At 32.8% G+C, this 18,271-nt stretch carries 17 protein-coding genes and 1 tRNA gene (1 of these 18 running past the window's edge); 12 read left to right on the top strand and 6 right to left on the bottom strand.

Annotated features, from left to right (window positions below; all coding sequences use genetic code 11):
• Window positions 1-16: 16 nt before the first annotated feature.
• The 6 genes from mnmE to rpmH form a co-directional block, all read right to left on the bottom strand.
• A complete protein-coding gene (gene mnmE, locus ACQY63_RS08845; protein WP_022164595.1) occupies window positions 17-1,396 on the bottom strand; it encodes a tRNA uridine-5-carboxymethylaminomethyl(34) synthesis GTPase MnmE in 1,380 nt (459 codons plus the stop codon).
• A gap of 253 nt (window positions 1,397-1,649) precedes the next feature.
• The gene (gene jag / locus ACQY63_RS08840; protein WP_022164594.1) at window positions 1,650-2,294 is read right to left on the bottom strand and encodes an RNA-binding cell elongation regulator Jag/EloR; all 645 of its coding nucleotides are present in this window, start codon (window positions 2,292-2,294) and stop codon (window positions 1,650-1,652) included.
• A gap of 11 nt (window positions 2,295-2,305) precedes the next feature.
• Window positions 2,306-3,550: a YidC/Oxa1 family membrane protein insertase gene (locus tag ACQY63_RS08835; protein ID WP_022164593.1), complete on the bottom strand. Its 1,245-nt coding sequence runs from the start codon at window positions 3,548-3,550 to the stop codon at window positions 2,306-2,308.
• An 11-nt stretch (window positions 3,551-3,561) separates the two neighbouring features.
• A complete protein-coding gene (gene yidD / locus ACQY63_RS08830) occupies window positions 3,562-3,753 on the bottom strand; it encodes a membrane protein insertion efficiency factor YidD (protein ID WP_370750970.1) in 192 nt (63 codons plus the stop codon).
• A 194-nt stretch (window positions 3,754-3,947) separates the two neighbouring features.
• Window positions 3,948-4,295, bottom strand: a complete 348-nt coding sequence (rnpA, locus tag ACQY63_RS08825; RefSeq protein WP_118000041.1) for a ribonuclease P protein component — start codon at window positions 4,293-4,295, stop codon at window positions 3,948-3,950.
• Between the two features lie 57 nt (window positions 4,296-4,352).
• Window positions 4,353-4,487: a 50S ribosomal protein L34 gene (gene rpmH / locus ACQY63_RS08820; RefSeq protein ID WP_021953614.1), complete on the bottom strand. Its 135-nt coding sequence runs from the start codon at window positions 4,485-4,487 to the stop codon at window positions 4,353-4,355.
• Window positions 4,488-4,971: 484 nt separating this feature from the next.
• Between rpmH and dnaA the strand changes: the two genes are divergently transcribed.
• The 12 genes from dnaA to ACQY63_RS08760 all read left to right on the top strand — a co-directional run.
• On the top strand, window positions 4,972-6,384 hold the full coding sequence (dnaA, locus tag ACQY63_RS08815; protein ID WP_022164590.1) for a chromosomal replication initiator protein DnaA: 1,413 nt from the start codon (window positions 4,972-4,974) through the stop codon (window positions 6,382-6,384).
• Window positions 6,385-6,655: 271 nt separating this feature from the next.
• Window positions 6,656-7,756, top strand: a complete 1,101-nt coding sequence (dnaN, locus tag ACQY63_RS08810) for a DNA polymerase III subunit beta (protein ID WP_022164589.1) — start codon at window positions 6,656-6,658, stop codon at window positions 7,754-7,756.
• Between the two features lie 63 nt (window positions 7,757-7,819).
• Entirely contained in the window at window positions 7,820-8,032 is a 213-nt protein-coding gene (locus ACQY63_RS08805) for an RNA-binding S4 domain-containing protein (RefSeq protein ID WP_022164588.1), read from the top strand.
• Window positions 8,032-9,120 carry a DNA replication/repair protein RecF gene (gene recF / locus ACQY63_RS08800; RefSeq protein ID WP_022164587.1) on the top strand — a complete coding sequence of 363 codons (1,089 nt, stop codon included), beginning with the start codon at window positions 8,032-8,034 and terminating at the stop codon, window positions 9,118-9,120. The genes ACQY63_RS08805 and recF overlap by 1 nt, the downstream gene beginning before the upstream one ends.
• A 16-nt stretch (window positions 9,121-9,136) precedes the next feature.
• Window positions 9,137-11,071 carry a DNA topoisomerase (ATP-hydrolyzing) subunit B gene (gyrB, locus tag ACQY63_RS08795; protein WP_022164586.1) on the top strand — a complete coding sequence of 645 codons (1,935 nt, stop codon included), beginning with the start codon at window positions 9,137-9,139 and terminating at the stop codon, window positions 11,069-11,071.
• A 12-nt stretch (window positions 11,072-11,083) separates the two neighbouring features.
• The gene (gene gyrA / locus ACQY63_RS08790; protein ID WP_302690244.1) at window positions 11,084-13,612 is read left to right on the top strand and encodes a DNA gyrase subunit A; all 2,529 of its coding nucleotides are present in this window, start codon (window positions 11,084-11,086) and stop codon (window positions 13,610-13,612) included.
• 210 nt (window positions 13,613-13,822) lie between these two features.
• Entirely contained in the window at window positions 13,823-14,665 is an 843-nt protein-coding gene (locus ACQY63_RS08785; RefSeq protein ID WP_022164584.1) for a fumarate hydratase, read from the top strand.
• A gap of 73 nt (window positions 14,666-14,738) precedes the next feature.
• A complete protein-coding gene (locus ACQY63_RS08780; RefSeq protein WP_022164583.1) occupies window positions 14,739-15,290 on the top strand; it encodes a Fe-S-containing hydro-lyase in 552 nt (183 codons plus the stop codon).
• Window positions 15,291-15,410: 120 nt separating this feature from the next.
• The gene (locus ACQY63_RS08775; RefSeq protein WP_022164582.1) at window positions 15,411-16,124 is read left to right on the top strand and encodes a lysophospholipid acyltransferase family protein; all 714 of its coding nucleotides are present in this window, start codon (window positions 15,411-15,413) and stop codon (window positions 16,122-16,124) included.
• A 153-nt stretch (window positions 16,125-16,277) separates the two neighbouring features.
• Window positions 16,278-17,720: an ISLre2 family transposase gene (locus tag ACQY63_RS08770; protein ID WP_117998699.1), complete on the top strand. Its 1,443-nt coding sequence runs from the start codon at window positions 16,278-16,280 to the stop codon at window positions 17,718-17,720.
• Window positions 17,721-17,924: 204 nt separating this feature from the next.
• Window positions 17,925-18,012 (top strand) — tRNA-Ser (locus ACQY63_RS08765).
• Window positions 18,013-18,097: 85 nt separating this feature from the next.
• Window positions 18,098-18,271: the start of a sugar phosphate isomerase/epimerase family protein gene (locus ACQY63_RS08760; RefSeq protein WP_022164549.1), read on the top strand. It continues 660 nt past the right edge of the window; 174 of the gene's 834 nt are visible here — the first part of the coding sequence; the start codon lies at window positions 18,098-18,100; its stop codon lies off the right edge, out of view.

The raw sequence follows: 18,271 nt of genomic DNA, 5'->3' as shown, positions 1-18,271 counted from the left end.
CTCTTCACTAAATTTATTATTTTCCCATACAGAATTTTGAGAAAATTTCATTTACTAAATCGTCTTCTACACTTTCTCCAATTATAAGTCCCAGTTGTTCGTAAGCATCCATCAAATCTATTGAATAAAAATCTTCCGGCATGCCTGCATCAACAGACTCTTTGACTTTCAGCAAACTATTGTAAGAATTTTCTAATGCTTCTTTGTGTCTTGCATTTGTAATGTAAACCTGGTCATTAAAAGTAATCTCACCTGAATAAAACATATCTTTTATTTTTTCTTCAAGTTCATCCATTCCCAAACCAGCTTTTGCTGAAAATTCAATAATATCCTCTTTAGGTATTTCATTTAATTGTTCTATGTCCACAACGCGATCAATATCAGTCTTATTTAATAAAACAATAACTTTTTTATTTTTTATAATTTCTAATATTTCCTTGTCATTTTCATCTATGTCTTTTGAACCGTCAACTACATAAATAATAAGGTCTGCACCTTCGGCAATCTCTTTAGCCTTATTTACACCAATCTGCTCAACTTTATCATCAGTATTTCTAATACCTGCAGTATCAATAATTTTCAAAGACAAACCATTTAAGTTAATATTTTCTTCTAAGGTATCTCTTGTTGTTCCCTCAATATCCGTTACAATGGCACGTTCTTCTCCTAACATTCGGTTAAGAAGTGAAGACTTTCCTGCATTTGGCTTACCTAAAATAACAGTTTTTATACCTTCCTTCATTATTCTACCATTGTCAAAAGTATCTATCATTTTCTTTATCTTGCTTATATTCTTATTAATCATTTCAGAAATTTCATTATCGTATCCATCAAGACTAATATGTTCCGGATCATCTAATGCTGATTCAATAAAGGCAATATGATAAATCACATCACTTCTAATTTCTTTAATTTTCTCAGAAACTCCACCCTTTAACTGTTCAATTGAACTGTTTAACGCAAAATCATTTTGAGAATTGATTAAATCCATAACAGCCTCAGCCTGAGACAAATCTAATCTGCCATTCAAGAAAGCTCTTTTAGTAAATTCACCTGGTGCAGCTGACTTAGCACCATTCTTAATTACTAAATCCAAAACTTTTTTCAAAATCAACATACCACCATGACAGTCAATTTCTACTGTATCTTCACCTGTATATGAATGTGGATTTTTCATTACAAGAACTAAAACCTGATCAAGAACCTTGTCCCCATCTACAATATTTCCGTAATTAACTGTATGAGATTTAACATTAATTAATCTCTTTCCTTCTTTATTCGACTTAAAAATTTTATCAACTATTTCAATGGCTTCATCTCCGCTAACACGAATAATTCCAATACCCGAATTACCTGTTGATGTTGAGATAGCCGCAATTGTATCTGTAATCTTCATAAATCACCTTAAATTAATATTATTTATAATTGCATAATTACCTAATGTAAGAGTATACCACATTCTCATTATTATAAAAAGGGTAAAAAGAATGTCCCTTGCGACATTCTACGCAACCAGCGCGTGCCTATTTAGCAATATTTTTTCATTCACGCAGGGTGCATCCATAGTGGAACGTTTTTTATGTAATAAAAAACCTGTCAGGTTTAATCAGGTATATCCCAACTTAACCTAACAGGTTATTTAAAACAAATTATCTGTTATTGTTTCTCTTCTTAAGCATTACTACTACGTGTCTGTAAGGTTCTTCGCCCTCTGACTTTGTAGTACAGAACTTATCATTCTGTAAAGCTGAATGAATGATTCTTCTTTCATAAGGATTCATTGGCTCTAATGCTACAGGTTTCTTAATTCTCTTAACTTTTAAAGAAATATTTCTAGCAAGATTTTCAAGTGTTGCTTTTCTTCTTTCTCTATAGTTTTCAGTATCAAGCTTAACTCTGTTAAACTTATCGCTTTCCTTGTTTACTACAAGGCTTACAAGATACTGTAATGAATCAAGTGTTTGTCCTCTCTTACCAATGAGAATTCCCATATCATCACCAATTACATTAATGTTGATTGTGTTTTCCTTTTCACCTTCTTCAACTTTAATGTCTAACTTAACTGTAAGTTCCATTGCACTGAAAACTTTGTTTAAAAATTCAGTTACAATGTCTTCTACTGATTCATTTTTTCTAGCTTTAATAATAGCAGGTTTGCTACCAAATCCTAAAAAACCATTTGAACCTTTTTCTACAACATCGTAATCAAGTTTATCAGCTGCAATACCTAGAGCGACGCATGCATTAGTAATTGCTTCGTCAACGTTTTTTCCTTTATATTCTACATATTCCATCTTTATTACCTCTATTTGCTGTGTTTCTTATTATAATCACTGACCATATTAGCTTTTGCAGCCAATGAACCGGCCTTTGCATTTTCTTTTGATTTTCTGATTTTTTCTTCTTTTTCAGCTGCAGTCATGTTTGAACTACTTTTAACGCTTCTTGTATTTGTTTTTGAAGCCTGTAAAACCTGTTCTCTGTAAATTCCCTGCTTTGCTTTTCTCTTTTCTGCTTTTTCAGCTGCCTTTTCCCTATTTGCTTCTATAATATCATTTACATCCATCTTACCCAGATACAGATTAATGATTACCTGTTGAAGCATCATAATCAACGAACCTGCCATCCAGTATAAACCGATACCTGCTGATAAAATCCAGCACATATATACTGAGAATAATGGCATCATAATATTCATTGCCTTCATAGAGCCTGACATTGGATTATCCTGTGTACTTGCAACACCATTGATTTTCTGTGAAAGCTGTACACTTAATAACTGGAATATACCGGAAAGAATAGGAATAATTAAAGCAACGATTAATGTTACTGTTCCTGCCTTAAACATTGCACTTGGTGATATGCCAAGGTTTAAACCAAAGAAACTGTTAAGACTGTTAATCTTGTCCGCAGCACTTGTGTTTGGTGAAGCTGATAAAACATTGCTTGCATCAACACCCTTTGCCAAATTAATAGCACCTTTAGTTCTTGATGAATATCCTGTTAAAGCATCAATACACTGTGTAATCTGTGAAGCTTTTAACTTTGAACCTGCTGTGTTAATACCAAAGAACTGGCTCATCTGTGATGCATTTAAACTTGTGATTACAGAAGAATATAATTCTTTAATAGGCTGAACATACGCAGGTATATTCATAATTACTCTGTATAATGCGAAAAGAATAGGCATCTGAATAATAAGCTGTAAACAACTACCTGTTGGTGATGTTCCATATTTATCATAAACAGCCTTCATTTCTTCCTGCATTGCTAACTGTGACTGTTGATCTTTCTTATCCTTGTACTTTTTCTGAATTGCCTGAATTTCAGGTGTCATAACAGAATTCATTTTTGTAAACTTCTGTTGCTTAATTGTCATTGGTAACATAAGCATTCTAACTACAAAAGTAAATACAATAATTAAAAGACCAATATTATAAATACCAAAAAAAGCAAAACCATCATATAAAACTTCAAGGATTTTTCCTAAAATCCATGCAAATGGTTTTAAAATACCACCAGTCTGAGTGGCGATAATCAAATTATCCATTTAATCCTCCTTTAAGGAACTGGATCGTATCCTCCTTTATGGAAATGATTGCATCTCAATATCCTTCTTATTGCAAGATAAGATCCTTTTAAGGGTCCATATTTTTGTAAAGCTTCTATTGCATACTGAGAACATGTAGGAATGTATCTGCAAGATGGCATTCTTTTCATAGGTGAAATATACTTCCTATAAATTCTAACCATTCCAATAAGAATTAAATTAATAAATTTTCCTATCTTCTTAAAAATTTTCTTAACCTTATCCATAACATTATTCCTAATATTTACTCACTAAGTCATTAGCACTTTATTTTCCATTTAGTTACAAACTTCATCCTGCCAAACTAATTACGTCCAATATTAAATAATACTTCACTTTATACTAAATAACACTTTCTTTAGTTTGTATTTTTCTGCAAGATGTTCTGAATCTTTCCTAAGTGCATTAAAGCACTTTCTAATGAATGATAATTTTCGTCCCTAGCAGTGGTTCTCACTACTACGACTATGTCCAAACTACTATTGAACATATTACTATTTAGTCTATAGCTTTCCCTGATTAAGCGGGTTAGGTGATGTCTTACTACACTATTTCCTACTTTTTTACTAACGGATATACCTAATCTGTTAATGCCTAAATCATTTGGTAAAACATACATTACTAAATATTTATTAGCTTTTGATTTTCCTTCCTTATATACTTTTTGAAAATCGATATTCTTTTTTAATGAAGTATAATCTTTCATTTTCATATTTCACCAACCTCTCAATTGCATATAAAGAAAGGTCACATTATCTGTGACCTAAGCTGATAATTTCTTTCTTCCTTTTGCTCTTCTGCTAGCAAGAACTTTTCTTCCGCCTGCAGTGCTCATTCTCTTTCTGAATCCATGAACTTTTGATCTCTGTCTTTTCTTTGGCTGAAATGTCATTTTCATAATACGGCACCTCCTTTTCTGTTCTATAGTAAAACATCATTACAATTACCATAATAAAAATAATCGCAGTCATTTACTGATTAAACCACAATTTCCATATAATTTCAAGTGTTTTAAATTAATTTTTTTCATGTCCTTTAACACACTATGATGAAAAATGGAGTAATTATCAAAAGTTATCAACTAAATGTTAATAACATGTTAATAACTTTTGCTGTTTTAGCCTTTTTTTGGGTATTTTTTCTATTTTATTATCTCAAATGTTAATAACTGTAAAAAAGTTATTGTCATTATTTGTCGAAAAAAAATTTTTGTTATTTTGCTGTTTTTTTATGATTTTTGTAACTTTTTAAGATTTTTACTTTCTTCCTATTATAATATATATGTTTATTTCTTTTTTGTAATATTGAAAATTTGCCCTTTTTGATGTATTATATTTTTATATATGGGCTTTTGGGCCTTTTTATACTTTGAGGAGGACAATATGTTAGATAATTTAAAGGAAAAATGGCCTGAAATATTGGATTATTTAAAAAAAGAATACGACATCCAGGATATTACTTTTGAAACGTTCATTTTACCCTTAAATGTACAATATTATAAGGACGGATTAGTCAAACTTGTTTTCACAGGAAATAGTGGTAGCAGTGGACTACAATATATTAAGAAGAAATATTTTGATTTTCTTAAACTTTCCCTTGCCCATTTTTTAGGTGAAAACACAGATTTACAGATTTTATTACCTGGAGATGCTTCTTTAGAAGACTCTTCTGACGAAAGCGACGAAGAAAACGCGGCCAATTCAGAAGACTTAATTCTTGAAAGAAGAATTTTAGAAGCTAACCTGGACAAGAAATACACTTTTGATTCTTTCGTAGTAGGTAACAACGCCATTGCACAGGCAACTTCACTTGCCGTTGCAGACTCACCAGGTGAAGCCCACAATCCATTATTTATATTTGGAGGGGTTGGTTTAGGTAAGACACACCTTATGCAGTCAATTGGTAACTATGTACTTAAGTCAAATCCTAATTCTAAGGTTTTGTATACTACAACAGAATCTTTTACTAATGAAATTGTTGATTTGCTTGGTAAACAAAAGAAAGACCAGGACGAAATTATTCAATTTAGAAAGAAATATCGAAACGTTGATGTTTTATTAATTGATGATATTCAATTTATATCAGGAAAAGATAGAACACAGGAAGAATTATTCAACATTTTCAATGAATTATTCTTAAAACATAAACAGATTGTTTTTACATCAGACAGAAAACCTAATGAAATAGAAGATATTGCAGATAGACTTACAACTCGTTTCCAGCAGGGACTTACTGTAGATATACACAGTCCTGACTATGAAACACGTATGGCTATCTTAAAGAAGCATGCCCTTTCTAAAGGAATTAAGGTTACTGATGACAAAGAAGATGTAGATAATGCTAATTTATTAGAGGCTTTAGATTACATTGCTACTAATTTTGTATCCAATGTAAGGGAACTTGAAGGCTCTCTTAATAATGTAATAGCTTTTTCAAAAGTTAATCGTGTTCCTATTACAAAAGAATTTGCAATGGAAACATTAAAAGTAGACACTACTGAAGAAAAAATAACCTGTCAATCAATAATTAATACAGTAGCTGAACATTACCAGATTTCAGCAGCTGACATTTGTTCTAAGAAAAGAAGCAGCGATGTTGCTTTTCCAAGGCAGGTTTGCATGTATTTATGCAGAGTTTACACTGACGAGAAGCTGGAAACTATTGCAAAATATCTAAGAAAGAAAAACCATGCCACTGTTAGCTATGGTTATAATGAAATAAAGAAGGCTATGGAAACAGATCCTTCCATTAAAGCAACTATTGAAGTTCTTAAAAAGAAGATTAATCCTAATTAATGTTAATAACTTTGTTAATTAGTGCCGATTTTAGGTTAATAACTAGGTTAATAGTACATTAATAACTTAAAATTTCAGATTTTTTGATTATAGCTTTTTGATTATAATTTTTAAGAAGTTGTTAATTAAATTTGAGTTATTAACATGTTATTTTTTTAGGAACTTCCCATAAATAGGGCGTTAAAACGTTTTTTTAACATATTAACGTGCCTTATTATTATTATTATCTTAATATTTATATATTTATACGAAATTTGAAGGAGATTTACCCATGAAGTTAATTTGTAAAAAATCAGATTTGATAACTGGTATTAACATTGTAATGAAAGCTGTTTCATCAAAAACTACAATGTCTATATTAGAATGTATCCTTATTGATGCCACTGAAGGTATTATTAAATTTACTGCTAATGATATGGAACTTGGTATTGAGACTACAGTACAAGGTGAAATTGCTGAAGCAGGAAGCATTGCTATTGATGCAAAGATTTTTTCAGAAATCGTAAGAAAGCTTCCGGACAATGATGTAACTATAGAAGTAAAGGATGAAAGTACTGCTAATATTACATGTGAAAATGCTAAGTTTAACATTCTCATAAAGTCAGCAGAAGATTTCTCATATCTACCTGTTATTGAAAAAAAAGACAAAATTACTATTTCACAGTTTTCATTAAAGGAAATTATCAGACAAACAAGTTTCGCAATTAATGATGCTGAAAAAAATAAATTACTTACAGGCGAATTATTTGAAGTAAACGGAAGTAAGCTTAAAGTTGTAGCTTTAGATAAATTCCGTATTGCAATTAGAAATATTGAACTAAAAGAAAACTATGGAAATTACAAAGTATTAGTTCCAGGTAAATCACTTAATGAAATCAGTAAAATTTTAAATGGTGGAGTAGATGATGATGTAAATATTTACTTTACTTCAAATCATATTCTTTTTGAATTCGATAACACTATTGTAGTTTCAAGATTAATTGAATCAACTAACTTCTTTGATACAGACAAGATGATTAGCAATGATTACAAAACAAGAATTACAATTAACAAGAAAGAAATGGCTGATTGTATAGACAGAGCAACTCTTTTAATAAAAGAAGGAGACAAGAAACCTGTATTCTTATCAATGAAAGATACAGAAATGGAATTAACTATTAATACATTTATAGGTTCAATGGATGAAAGTATTCCAATTACAAAGGATGGAGACGATTTATTAATAAGCTTTAACCCTAAGTTCCTTATTGATATTTTGAAAGTTTTAGATCAGGAAGAAGTAAGCATGTTCTTTACTAACCCTAAAGCTCCATGTTTTATTAAAGATGAAGAGGGAAGCTATATTTACATTGTTCTTCCTGTAGTTCAGTAAAAGTCACAATCAGACTAAGACAAAGAAAGGAATATTATTCAGCACTGAATAATTTGGATAAAAATGGAAGATTTGAGTATTACTATAAAAGATGATTTTATAAAATTAGGCCAGGCTATGAAATTAGCAGGCATTGTTGGTTCTGGTGTGGATGCAAAATTCTTAATTCAGGATGGACAGGTAAAAGTGAACGGTGAAGTTGATACAAGAAGAGGTAAGAAACTTTACCCTGGAGATACATTTGAATTTGAAGGAACTGTGGTTTTAGTTAAGTAATGATTGTAAAAAAAGTAGAATTAAGTAATTTTAGAAATTACAAATTATTGAAACTTGATTTAGATGAAAAAACAAATATTTTGTATGGCAACAATGCCCAGGGAAAAACAAATATATTAGAATCAATATATGTTTGCAGCACTACAAAGTCTCATAGAACTAATAGGGACGCTGAGTTAATTAACTTAGATTCAGGTGAGGCACACATTAAGTTATATTTGGAAAAAAACAACAGGGAACAGAGAATAGATATTCATTTGCGCAAGAATAAAACAAAAGGTATTGCTATAAATGGAATACCAATAAAAAAGGCAAGTGAACTTTTTGGGCTTTTTAATGTTGTTATTTTTTCTCCAGAGGATTTGGAAATTATCAAGAAAGGTCCATCGGAGAGAAGAAAATTCGTAGATATGGAATTGTGCCAGTTAGACAAAATATATGTTTATAATTTAACCAACTATAACAGAATTATTGCTCAAAGAAATAAATTATTAAAAGATATTTATTTTAAACCGGAACTAAAGCAGACACTTGATGTTTGGGATGGACAATTAGCACAGTATGGTTCAAAAATTATTGAAAGAAGAACCAACTTTATAGAAAAAATAAACGAGATAATTAAACCAATACACAAACAACTTACAGGTGGATTGGAAAATATTAATATTGTTTATAACAAAAATTGTGAGGCAGAAGATTTACTAAGGCGACTTGAAGAAAACAGAGACAGAGATATTAAGTATAAGTCAACATCTATTGGTCCACATAAAGATGATTTGTTATTTTTTAATGACAACAAGAATATCAGAATTTATGGAAGTCAGGGACAGCAAAGAACAATTGCTTTATCTCTAAAGTTAGCAGAATTAGAGTTAGTAAAGAATCTAATAAATGATACACCGGTATTGTTACTTGATGATGTTTTGTCGGAACTTGATTCAGAGAGACAAAATCATTTACTTAACAGCATTGATGATATTCAAACTATTATTACATGTACCGGGTTAGATGAATTTATAGAAAACAGATTTAAAATAAATAAGGTTTTCCAGGTAACAGAAGGAAAAGTAGAAGAAAAGACAGTTTAACTGAAAGGAGTTACTAATGGGTAACAACACAAATGTAGAAAATGAGTATGGAGCAGATCAGATTCAGGTTTTAGAAGGACTTGAAGCAGTTAGAAAAAGACCGGGAATGTATATTGGTTCAACATCTTTAAGAGGTCTTCATCATTTGGTTTATGAAATTGTTGATAATGCAGTAGATGAAGCTTTAGCCGGATACTGCGATACAATTGATGTGCAGATAAATGAAGATAATTCAATTACAGTAAAAGATGACGGCCGTGGAATTCCTACAGGTATTAATACAAAAACAGGAAAATCAGGAATAGAGTTGGTATTTACAGTGCTCCATGCCGGAGGAAAGTTTGGTGGAGGCGGATATAAGGTTTCCGGTGGACTTCATGGTGTAGGTGCGTCAGTAGTAAATGCCTTATCAGAATGGCTTGAAGTAAAGGTATGTCGTGATGGAAAGATTCATCACCAAAAATATCAAAGAGGTCATGCATTAGGTGAACTTGAAATAATTGGAGAGTGCGATCCTGAATTTACAGGAACAGAGGTAAAGTTTTTACCAGATAAAACAATTTTCGAAGACACAGTTTACGATTATAGCGTGTTAGAAACAAGATTAAGAGAAACTGCGTTCCTTACAAAGAACCTTAAGATTATTTTAAGAGATGTAAGACCTGAGGAGCCAATTGAAAAAACATTCCACTATGAAGGTGGTATTAAGGAGTTTGTAACTTACTTAAACAAGGGCAAGACTCCTTTGTATGAAGATGTAATATATTGTGAAGGCACAGTAAACAATGTTTATGTTGAAGTGGCAATGCAGCACAATGATGCATATAACGAAAATTCTTTCAGCTTTGTAAACAACATTAACACACCGGAAGGTGGTATGCAGGTTGAAGGTTTTAAGAGAGCTTTAACAAAAACATTAAATAACTATGCCCGTCAAAATAAGATTTTGAAAGAAAAAGAAGATAATCTTTCAGGTGAAGATTTCAGAGAAGGCTTAACTTCAATCATTAGTGTAAAAATCGAAGATCCTCAGTTTGAAGGTCAGACAAAACAAAAATTAGGAAACAGTGAAGCCAGAACTGCCGTTGATAGTGTTGTAAGCGAACAGCTTACATACTTTCTTGAACAAAATCCTGGTGTGGCAAAAATAATTTGCGAAAAAGCTGTACTCGCACAGCGTGCCAGAGAAGCAGCAAGACAGGCAAGAGAAACTACACGTAGAAAAACAGTTTTAGATGTAGCAGCACTTCCTGGAAAATTATCTGACTGTTCAGATAAGGATCCAAAAAAATGTGAAATCTTTATAGTAGAGGGAGATTCTGCCGGTGGCTCAGCCAAAAAGGCAAGAGTTAGAGCAACTCAGGCTATATTACCTCTTCGAGGAAAAATCTTAAATGTAGAAAAAGCAAGATTAGACAGAATTATGCAGAACGAAGAAATCCGTTCAATGATTACAGCATTTGGTACAGGAATTTATGATGAATTTGACATTAGCAAATTACGTTATGACAAGATTATCATTATGACTGATGCCGATGTTGACGGTGCTCATATTGATACACTTATGCTTACATTCTTTTATAGATTTATGCCTGAACTTATTAAGGATGGCCATGTATATTTAGCAATGCCACCACTTTATCAGGTAACAAGAAATAAGAAAAATTATTATGCATACAGTGATGCAGAACTTGATAAGATTCTTACAGAAATTGGACGTGACAATCAGAACAAGATTCAGCGTTACAAAGGTTTGGGAGAAATGGATGCATCCCAGCTTTGGGATACAACAATGAATCCTGAAACAAGAATTTTAAAACAGGTAAAAATAAACGAAGATACATTAACAGAAATGGATTTAACATTTACAACTCTTATGGGCGATGATGTTGAACCAAGAAGAGAATTTATTCAGGCAAACGCAAAGTTTGTTCAAAACTTAGATATATAGGAGGAACATTAAGTGGACGATAAGATATTTGATAGAATTCATGAAGTAGACTTAAAGGAAACAATGGAAACCTCTTATATTGATTACGCCATGAGTGTAATCGCAGCAAGAGCTCTTCCTGATGTTAGAGATGGTTTGAAGCCGGTACAAAGACGTGTGCTTTATTCAATGGTTGAACTTAACAACGGACCTGATAAGCCACACAGAAAGTGTGCCCGTATCGTTGGTGATACAATGGGTAAATTCCATCCACATGGTGATAGTTCAATTTACGGAGCATTAGTAAATATGGCTCAGGACTGGAGCACAAGATATCCATTAGTTGATGGTCACGGAAACTTTGGTTCAGAAGATGGTGACGGCGCTGCCGCAATGCGTTATACAGAGGCACGTCTTAGCAAGATTTCCATGGAAATGGTTAGAGATATCAACAAAGATACTGTAGAATTTATACCTAACTTTGATGATACGGAAAAGGAACCTTCAGTATTACCTGCAAGATATCCAAACCTTCTCGTTAATGGTACAAGTGGTATTGCCGTAGGTATGGCTACTAGTATTCCACCTCACAATTTAACTGAAACAATTAATGCAATCGTTAAGATTATTGATAACAGAGTTCAGGAAAACAGAGACACTGAAATTGAAGAAATCATGGAAATTGTAAAAGGACCTGATTTTCCAACAGGTGCTACAATTCTTGGTAGAAAAGGAATTGAAGAAGCTTACAGAACAGGTCGTGGAAAAATAAAAACGCGTGCAGTCTCTGAAATTGAAACAATGGATAATGGTAAGAGCAGAATTGTTGTTACTGAACTTCCATACATGGTAAATAAAGCAAAACTTGTTGAAAAGATTGCAAGTTTAGTAAAAGAAAAGCGAATTGATGGTATCACTGACCTTCGTGACGAATCAGATCAGGAAGGTACACGTGTAGTTATTGAGGTGCGTCGTGATGCAAATGCAAATGTAATATTAAATCAGTTGTATAAACATACACAGTTACAGGATTCATTTGGTGTAATAATGCTTGCGTTAGTAAATGGAGAACCAAAAGTTCTTAATTTACTTCAGATGTTAGATGAATATTTAAAACACCAAAAGGATGTTGTTACACGTCGTACAAAATTTGAATTAAATAAAGCTGAAGAACGTGCTCATATTATTGAGGGCTTATTAATTGCACTTGATAATATTGATGAAGTTATTCAGATTGTTAGAAGCTCAAGAACAACAGCAGATGCCAAGGCAAAATTATCTGAAAGATTTGGTTTATCAGATGCTCAGGCACAGGCTATTGTTGATATGAGAATCAGACAGTTAACAGGTTTAGCAAGAGAAGACCTTGAAAATGAATACAAGGAATTAATGGAAAAGATAGCTTACTTAAAGTCTATACTTGCAGATGAAAATAAACTTTTAACTGTTATCAAAGAAGAAATTGAAATTGTCAGAGACAAGTTCGGTGATGATAGAAGAACAAAAATCGGTATCGACATTGATATGGACGATGAAGATTTAATTCCTGAAGAAGATACAGTTATTGTAATGACTAATTTAGGCTACATAAAGAGAATGACTGTGGATAACTTTAAGGCACAGAACCGTGGTGGTAAGGGTATTAAGGGAATGCAAACTATAAATGATGACTTTATGAAAGACATGTTTATGGTTTCAACACACGACTATATTTTATTCCTTACAAATACAGGTCGTATATATAAATTAAAAGGCTATGAAATTCCGGAAGCAGGAAGAACTGCCAGAGGCATGGCTATTGTAAACTTATTACAGCTACAGCCTGGAGAAAAGATTTCTGCAATGGTCCAGATGAGAGAATTTGAAGATGACAAGTATCTCATTATGGCTACAAAGAATGGAACAATTAAGAAAACACCTATTAATGCATATACTAATATTCGTAAGAGTGGTATACAGGCTATAACTTTACGTGAAGGCGATGAATTAATTGATGTGACAATATCAGATAACACACATAACATTATGCTTGTTACAAAGAATGGTCAGGGAATTAAGTTCCGTGAAACAGACGTTAGAGAAACAGGTCGTTCAGCAATGGGTGTTAGAGGTATTGAACTTAAAGGTAACGATGAAGTTATCTCAATGCAAATTGACACAGAAGGAGAATATATTCTTATTGTTTCAGCAAACGGAATGGGTAAACGTACACCATTTACTGAATTCAAATTACAGAATCGTGGCGGTAAAGGTGTTAAGTGCTACAAGATTACAGAAAAAACAGGGGAAGTTGTTGGAGCAAAGGCTGTTAATGATGGCAACGAAATAATGATGATTACGAACGAAGGTATTGTAATCAGAATGTTTGTAGATGATATTTCAGTTTTAGGTAGAGTAACTTTAGGCGTTAAGCTTATGAATACCGGAAACAAAGATGATATTGTCGTTGCAAGCATTACAAAAGTAAAAGAAAGTGTAACTCAGGCAGATGCAGAAGAAGCTGAAAGATTAGAGGCTGAAAATTCAGAAGAAACAGATGAAGAAAATTCTGAAAATGAATAATTCAAAATGCCAAATGTTTGAAAAGAAGCGGCATTATGTCGCTTCTTTTTTGAAATACAAAATAAAAACACACATAATTAAATTAAAAATGTATTATTAAACTTCTAAACTAAGCTATTTATAATCGTTTGATAATTATAATGTTAATTAAAGCTAATAACTATTAAGTTTTTTCAAGGGAATGTTAATAACAAAGGAGAATTACATAAAATGAGAGAGGTCCATTCAGAAGAAATAACCAAAAATATAAAGGAAATGTGTATAGAAGCAAATCATTTTCTATCACCTGATATGAAAAAAGTATTTGATAATGCAAGAAAAAATGAAAAATCACCATTAGGATGTCAGATTCTTGAGCAATTAGATGAAAACCTGAAAATTGCAGGTGAGGACATGATACCAATCTGTCAGGATACAGGCATGGTAGTTGTTTTTATTGAAATTGGTCAGGACGTACATATTGTAGGTGAGAATATTGAAGATGCAATTAATCAGGGAGTTAGAGAAGGATACGTGGATGGATTTTTAAGAAAATCAGTAGTAAAAGATCCAATTTTAAGAGAAAACACAAAGGACAATACTCCGGCGGTAATCCATTACAGCATCGTACCTGGCGAAAATGTGAAAATAACAATTGCACCAAAAGGTTTTGGAAGCGAAAACATGAGTAGAGTATTTATGTTAAAACCTGCCGACGGCATAGAAGGTGTAAAAAATGCTGTTCTTACAGCAGTAAAAGATGCAGGTCCAAATGCATGTCCGCCGATGGTAGTAGGTGTAGGCGTGGGTGGAACTTTTGAAAAGTGTGCAATTTTGGCTAAAAAAGCTTTAGCACGTCCAGCTGACAGTAGCTCTACAATTCCATACGTAAAAGAAATGGAAGAAGAGTTGTTAACTAAAATAAACAAATTAGGTATTGGTCCGGGAGGCTTAGGTGGAACTCAGACAGCACTTGCTGTAAATGTGGAAACATATCCTACACATATTGCAGGTTTACCGGTTGCAATAAATATTTGCTGTCATGTAAACAGACACGTAACAAGAACAATATAATTAAAGGCTAATATACTTTAGCCAATAGAATTAAAGCTTATTAGATGTAATAATAGTTTTAAAGGAGAATTAAATGGACAATAATATAAAAGCTCCAATTTCTGATGAAGTTGCAAAAGAATTAAGAGCAGGAGATTATGTATATATAACAGGAACTATTTACACTGCAAGAGATGCTGCACACAAAAGAATGTGGGAAGCGTTAGAAAAAGGCGAGCAGTTACCAATTGAAATGAACAACAATATTATTTATTATATGGGACCATCACCGGCAAGAGAAGGCAGACCAATTGGTTCAGCCGGTCCTACAACGGCAAGTAGAATGGATAAGTATGCCCCTAAACTTTTGGATTTAGGTTTAAAAGGCATGATTGGAAAAGGCAAACGTTCAAAAGAAGTAATTGACGCAGTAGTAAGAAATAATTGTGTATACTTTGCTGCAGTAGGTGGAGCAGGTGCAATTTTATCAAAATCCATAAAGAAAAGTGAAGTTGTAGCTTATGACGATTTAGGAACAGAGGCTATAAGAAAACTTTATGTGGAAAATTTTCCTGCAATAGTTGTAATTGACAGCGAAGGAAATAACTTATACGAAACAGCTATAGAAGAATATAAAGAAATCTAAGGGCAGTAGCAACTACAAAAAAGTGTAATTATTATTGGGATATTTTGACATTAAAAATATTGTTAAAGATAATAACCAGTATAATAATCAGCATAATAATAAAAAGAATGGAACATATTCATGAAAGTAAATAGAATTACATATTTAGTAACACGAAGATTTTATAAAGTTCCCTGGCTTTTTCATCAAATAAAATTAGCCGGTAAAGAGAACAAATACACAATTGATGAAAGATACAAAAAGGTTCACGATGTATGTCACAGAGTAAATAAATATGCTCATGTAAACATAACATGCACAGGACTTGAAAATCTTCCAAAAGAAAACGGATACATCTTAACACCAAATCATCAGGGCTTATTTGACGTCCTGCTTATTTGTGATACACACGAAAGACCAACATCTTTTGTAATTAGAAAAGATTTGGAAGACGTAATCTTACTAAAGCAGGTAATAAAAGCACTTGATGCAAAAGCATTGGACAGAGATGACCCACGTCAGGCAATGAAAATAATAAAAGAAATGACAGAAGGAATAAAACAAGGCAGAAACTATATAATATTTCCTGAAGGAACAAGAAGCAAAAACGGAAATATACTGGGAGATTTTAAAGGTGGTTCTTTTAAAAGTGCCACAAAAGCCAAAGCTCCAATTGTTCCAGTAGCACTTATAGACTCTTTCAAACCTTTTGACATAAAAGATACATCAGAAGTAGATGTGCAAATTCATTACCTTGAGCCTTTATATTATGACGACTACAAAGACTTAACAACAGTGGAAATTGCAAAAACAGTTAAGGAAAGAATAGAAGCAAAGATAAAAGAGTGTGTATAGAAATTTACAAAGAATCTGAAAAAGAAAAGTTAGTGTAAAATTTTAGTTGGCAAAAAATAAATAAAAAAATGGGAAGTAGAAAAAACCACTTTCCAATCATACAGTTTTTCTTTATGATATTAACTGCTCAGAAAAATACGTAAAGGAGACTGTATGATGTTTAATAGTTTAGCTGAAAAAGAGATTTCTTTCAAGGAGTTAGAGAAAAAAGTGTTTAAACATGTATGTGAACTTGGTTGTGAAATTACAAAGATGATTCTGGAAACATATGATGACGAGCTTGCAAAACAAAGAGAAAGAAAATCTTACAGGGATAAGGGAAAAAGAAAAACCAACATAAAGACAGTTTACGGTACTGTTGAATACAGTCGGAGAATATACGGAACAATCACACCGGATGGAGAAAAGGCATATGTATATCTGTTGGATGAGGCAATGCAGATGGATAAGATAGGTATGATTTCCAAAAATCTTGCGGAAAAGATTGTAATGGCGGTAACGGAGACACCATATCGTGTAACTGCGGAAACAATAAGCAGTACGTGCGGTCAGAGCATAAGTGCCGCAGGTGTGTGGAACGTGATACAGCGTCTTGGAGAAAAAATAAGTGAGGAAGAAAAACATGCGGTAAAACAGATGAATGCGGATCAGTCGGAAGGGAAAAGGGAGATACCAGTGCTGTTTGAGGAAATGGACGGTGTGTGGCTGAACATGCAGGACAAAAAGCATAAAAAGACAAAGAAGCAGGAAATGAAAGTTTTCACGATGTATGAAGGTTGGGATGAGGAAAAGGAAAAACAGAAACGAAGCACTCTTGTGGGAAAACACATGCTTGCGGGAATGGAAGAAAGCAGTGAGTTTCACCAAAAACGTGAGGCATGCATCAGAAAGAAATACAATGCTGATGAAATCGGACAGCGAATACTTAACGGAGATGGAGGGAGTTGGATAAAAGACGAATACGATCCTGATGTAATTTTTCAGCTTGACCGTTATCACATATATCAGGAAATACTGAGAAAAATAACGGATAAGAAGGCACAGACAGACATAAGGCAACTGTTTGAGGAAGAGAAAATGGAAGAAATGCTTAAATACATCCAGATATACGCAACAAGTGTTGAAAGTCCGGATGAAAAAGACAACCGAAGTAATAAAGCAATGAAGTTATATAAATATCTTGCCAATAACAAAGAAGGACTGTTACCTTATGACAAAAGGGGAATAGAAATATCTGCCCCACCAAAAGGAATGGTATATAAGGGGTTGGGAGTTCAGGAAAACCAGAACTGTACGGTAATAACATTAAGAATGAAACATCGTAGAATGAGATGGTCAAAATCAGGAGCAAATAACCTGGCAAAGGCATTGTATCGAAGGGAAAACAGGGAATTGATAGAAACTATAGACAGATATACAGACGGACTGGTATTCACGATGCAGATGCAGGAAATAATAGAAACCATAAGTGCAGCAAAGGCTCCGAAAAAAGACGGAAAGGGAAACAGATACATTGACTTAATGAATGGAAATGTACCGATAAGGGATGCAGTGCAGACTGAATCAAGAAAAATATTTAAGAAAGTATTCTGTTAAAAAACATAAAGAGAAACCCGACAGGGTTTATTTGGCATACAAAAAAGTAGATAATAATCGTATAGAAAAAGAGAAAAGGAAAGTTGCCAACGATTACTTGACACAAACAAAAGAAAAATATTGTTTGACAAATAAAAACACCTATATTATAATAACAAATGCACTGCGAAGTGCGTAATTAAATACTGATAAATAATCAGGCAAGGAGAAGTACTCAAGTGGCTGAAGAGGCGCCCCTGCTAAGGGTGTAGGTCGTTTGCGCGGCGCGAGGGTTCAAATCCCTCCTTCTCCGTCTAAAGCTCAGACAGTTTTGTCTGAGCTTTTTACATATAATAAAATTTATAAATATAAAAAATGATATTTGTTTAGGAGAAAAAATGAAAAAAATTTTATGCTCTACAGGAGCATTAATAGGAATGCCTAATAATCGTGATTTTTCATTAATAAAAAAATGTGTGCCAAACATAAATAGTGATGGATTTGAATTTATGATGTATAGCACATGGTATGACAAGGTTCCTAATTTATTGAAAGAATTAAAGAAATGTGAA

The sequence above is a fragment of the Eubacterium sp. Marseille-QA0814 genome, assembly GCF_965119675.1.
Taxonomy (GTDB): Bacteria; Bacillota; Clostridia; order Lachnospirales; family Lachnospiraceae; genus Eubacterium_G.
Note: the sequence above shows the minus strand (reverse complement) of the source record. Positions and strands in the feature narration are given on the sequence as shown.

Excerpts from the sequence above, each read along its gene's own strand:
- ACQY63_RS08805 (WP_022164588.1), top strand. The coding sequence starts at position 7,820 with ATGGAAGATTTGAGTATTACTATAAAAGATGATTTTATAAAATTAGGC.
- dnaN (WP_022164589.1), top strand. The coding sequence starts at position 6,656 with ATGAAGTTAATTTGTAAAAAATCAGATTTGATAACTGGTATTAACATT.
- ACQY63_RS08770 (WP_117998699.1), top strand. The coding sequence starts at position 16,278 with ATGATGTTTAATAGTTTAGCTGAAAAAGAGATTTCTTTCAAGGAGTTA.
- recF (WP_022164587.1), top strand. The coding sequence starts at position 8,032 with ATGATTGTAAAAAAAGTAGAATTAAGTAATTTTAGAAATTACAAATTA.
- dnaA (WP_022164590.1), top strand. The coding sequence starts at position 4,972 with ATGTTAGATAATTTAAAGGAAAAATGGCCTGAAATATTGGATTATTTA.
- ACQY63_RS08785 (WP_022164584.1), top strand. The coding sequence starts at position 13,823 with ATGAGAGAGGTCCATTCAGAAGAAATAACCAAAAATATAAAGGAAATG.
- jag (WP_022164594.1), bottom strand. The coding sequence starts at position 2,294 with ATGGAATATGTAGAATATAAAGGAAAAAACGTTGACGAAGCAATTACT.
- mnmE (WP_022164595.1), bottom strand. The coding sequence starts at position 1,396 with ATGAAGATTACAGATACAATTGCGGCTATCTCAACATCAACAGGTAAT.
- ACQY63_RS08780 (WP_022164583.1), top strand. The coding sequence starts at position 14,739 with ATGGACAATAATATAAAAGCTCCAATTTCTGATGAAGTTGCAAAAGAA.
- ACQY63_RS08775 (WP_022164582.1), top strand. The coding sequence starts at position 15,411 with ATGAAAGTAAATAGAATTACATATTTAGTAACACGAAGATTTTATAAA.
- rpmH (WP_021953614.1), bottom strand. The coding sequence starts at position 4,487 with ATGAAAATGACATTTCAGCCAAAGAAAAGACAGAGATCAAAAGTTCAT.
- gyrB (WP_022164586.1), top strand. The coding sequence starts at position 9,137 with ATGGGTAACAACACAAATGTAGAAAATGAGTATGGAGCAGATCAGATT.
- yidD (WP_370750970.1), bottom strand. The coding sequence starts at position 3,753 with ATGGTTAGAATTTATAGGAAGTATATTTCACCTATGAAAAGAATGCCA.
- ACQY63_RS08835 (WP_022164593.1), bottom strand. The coding sequence starts at position 3,550 with ATGGATAATTTGATTATCGCCACTCAGACTGGTGGTATTTTAAAACCA.
- rnpA (WP_118000041.1), bottom strand. The coding sequence starts at position 4,295 with ATGAAAGATTATACTTCATTAAAAAAGAATATCGATTTTCAAAAAGTA.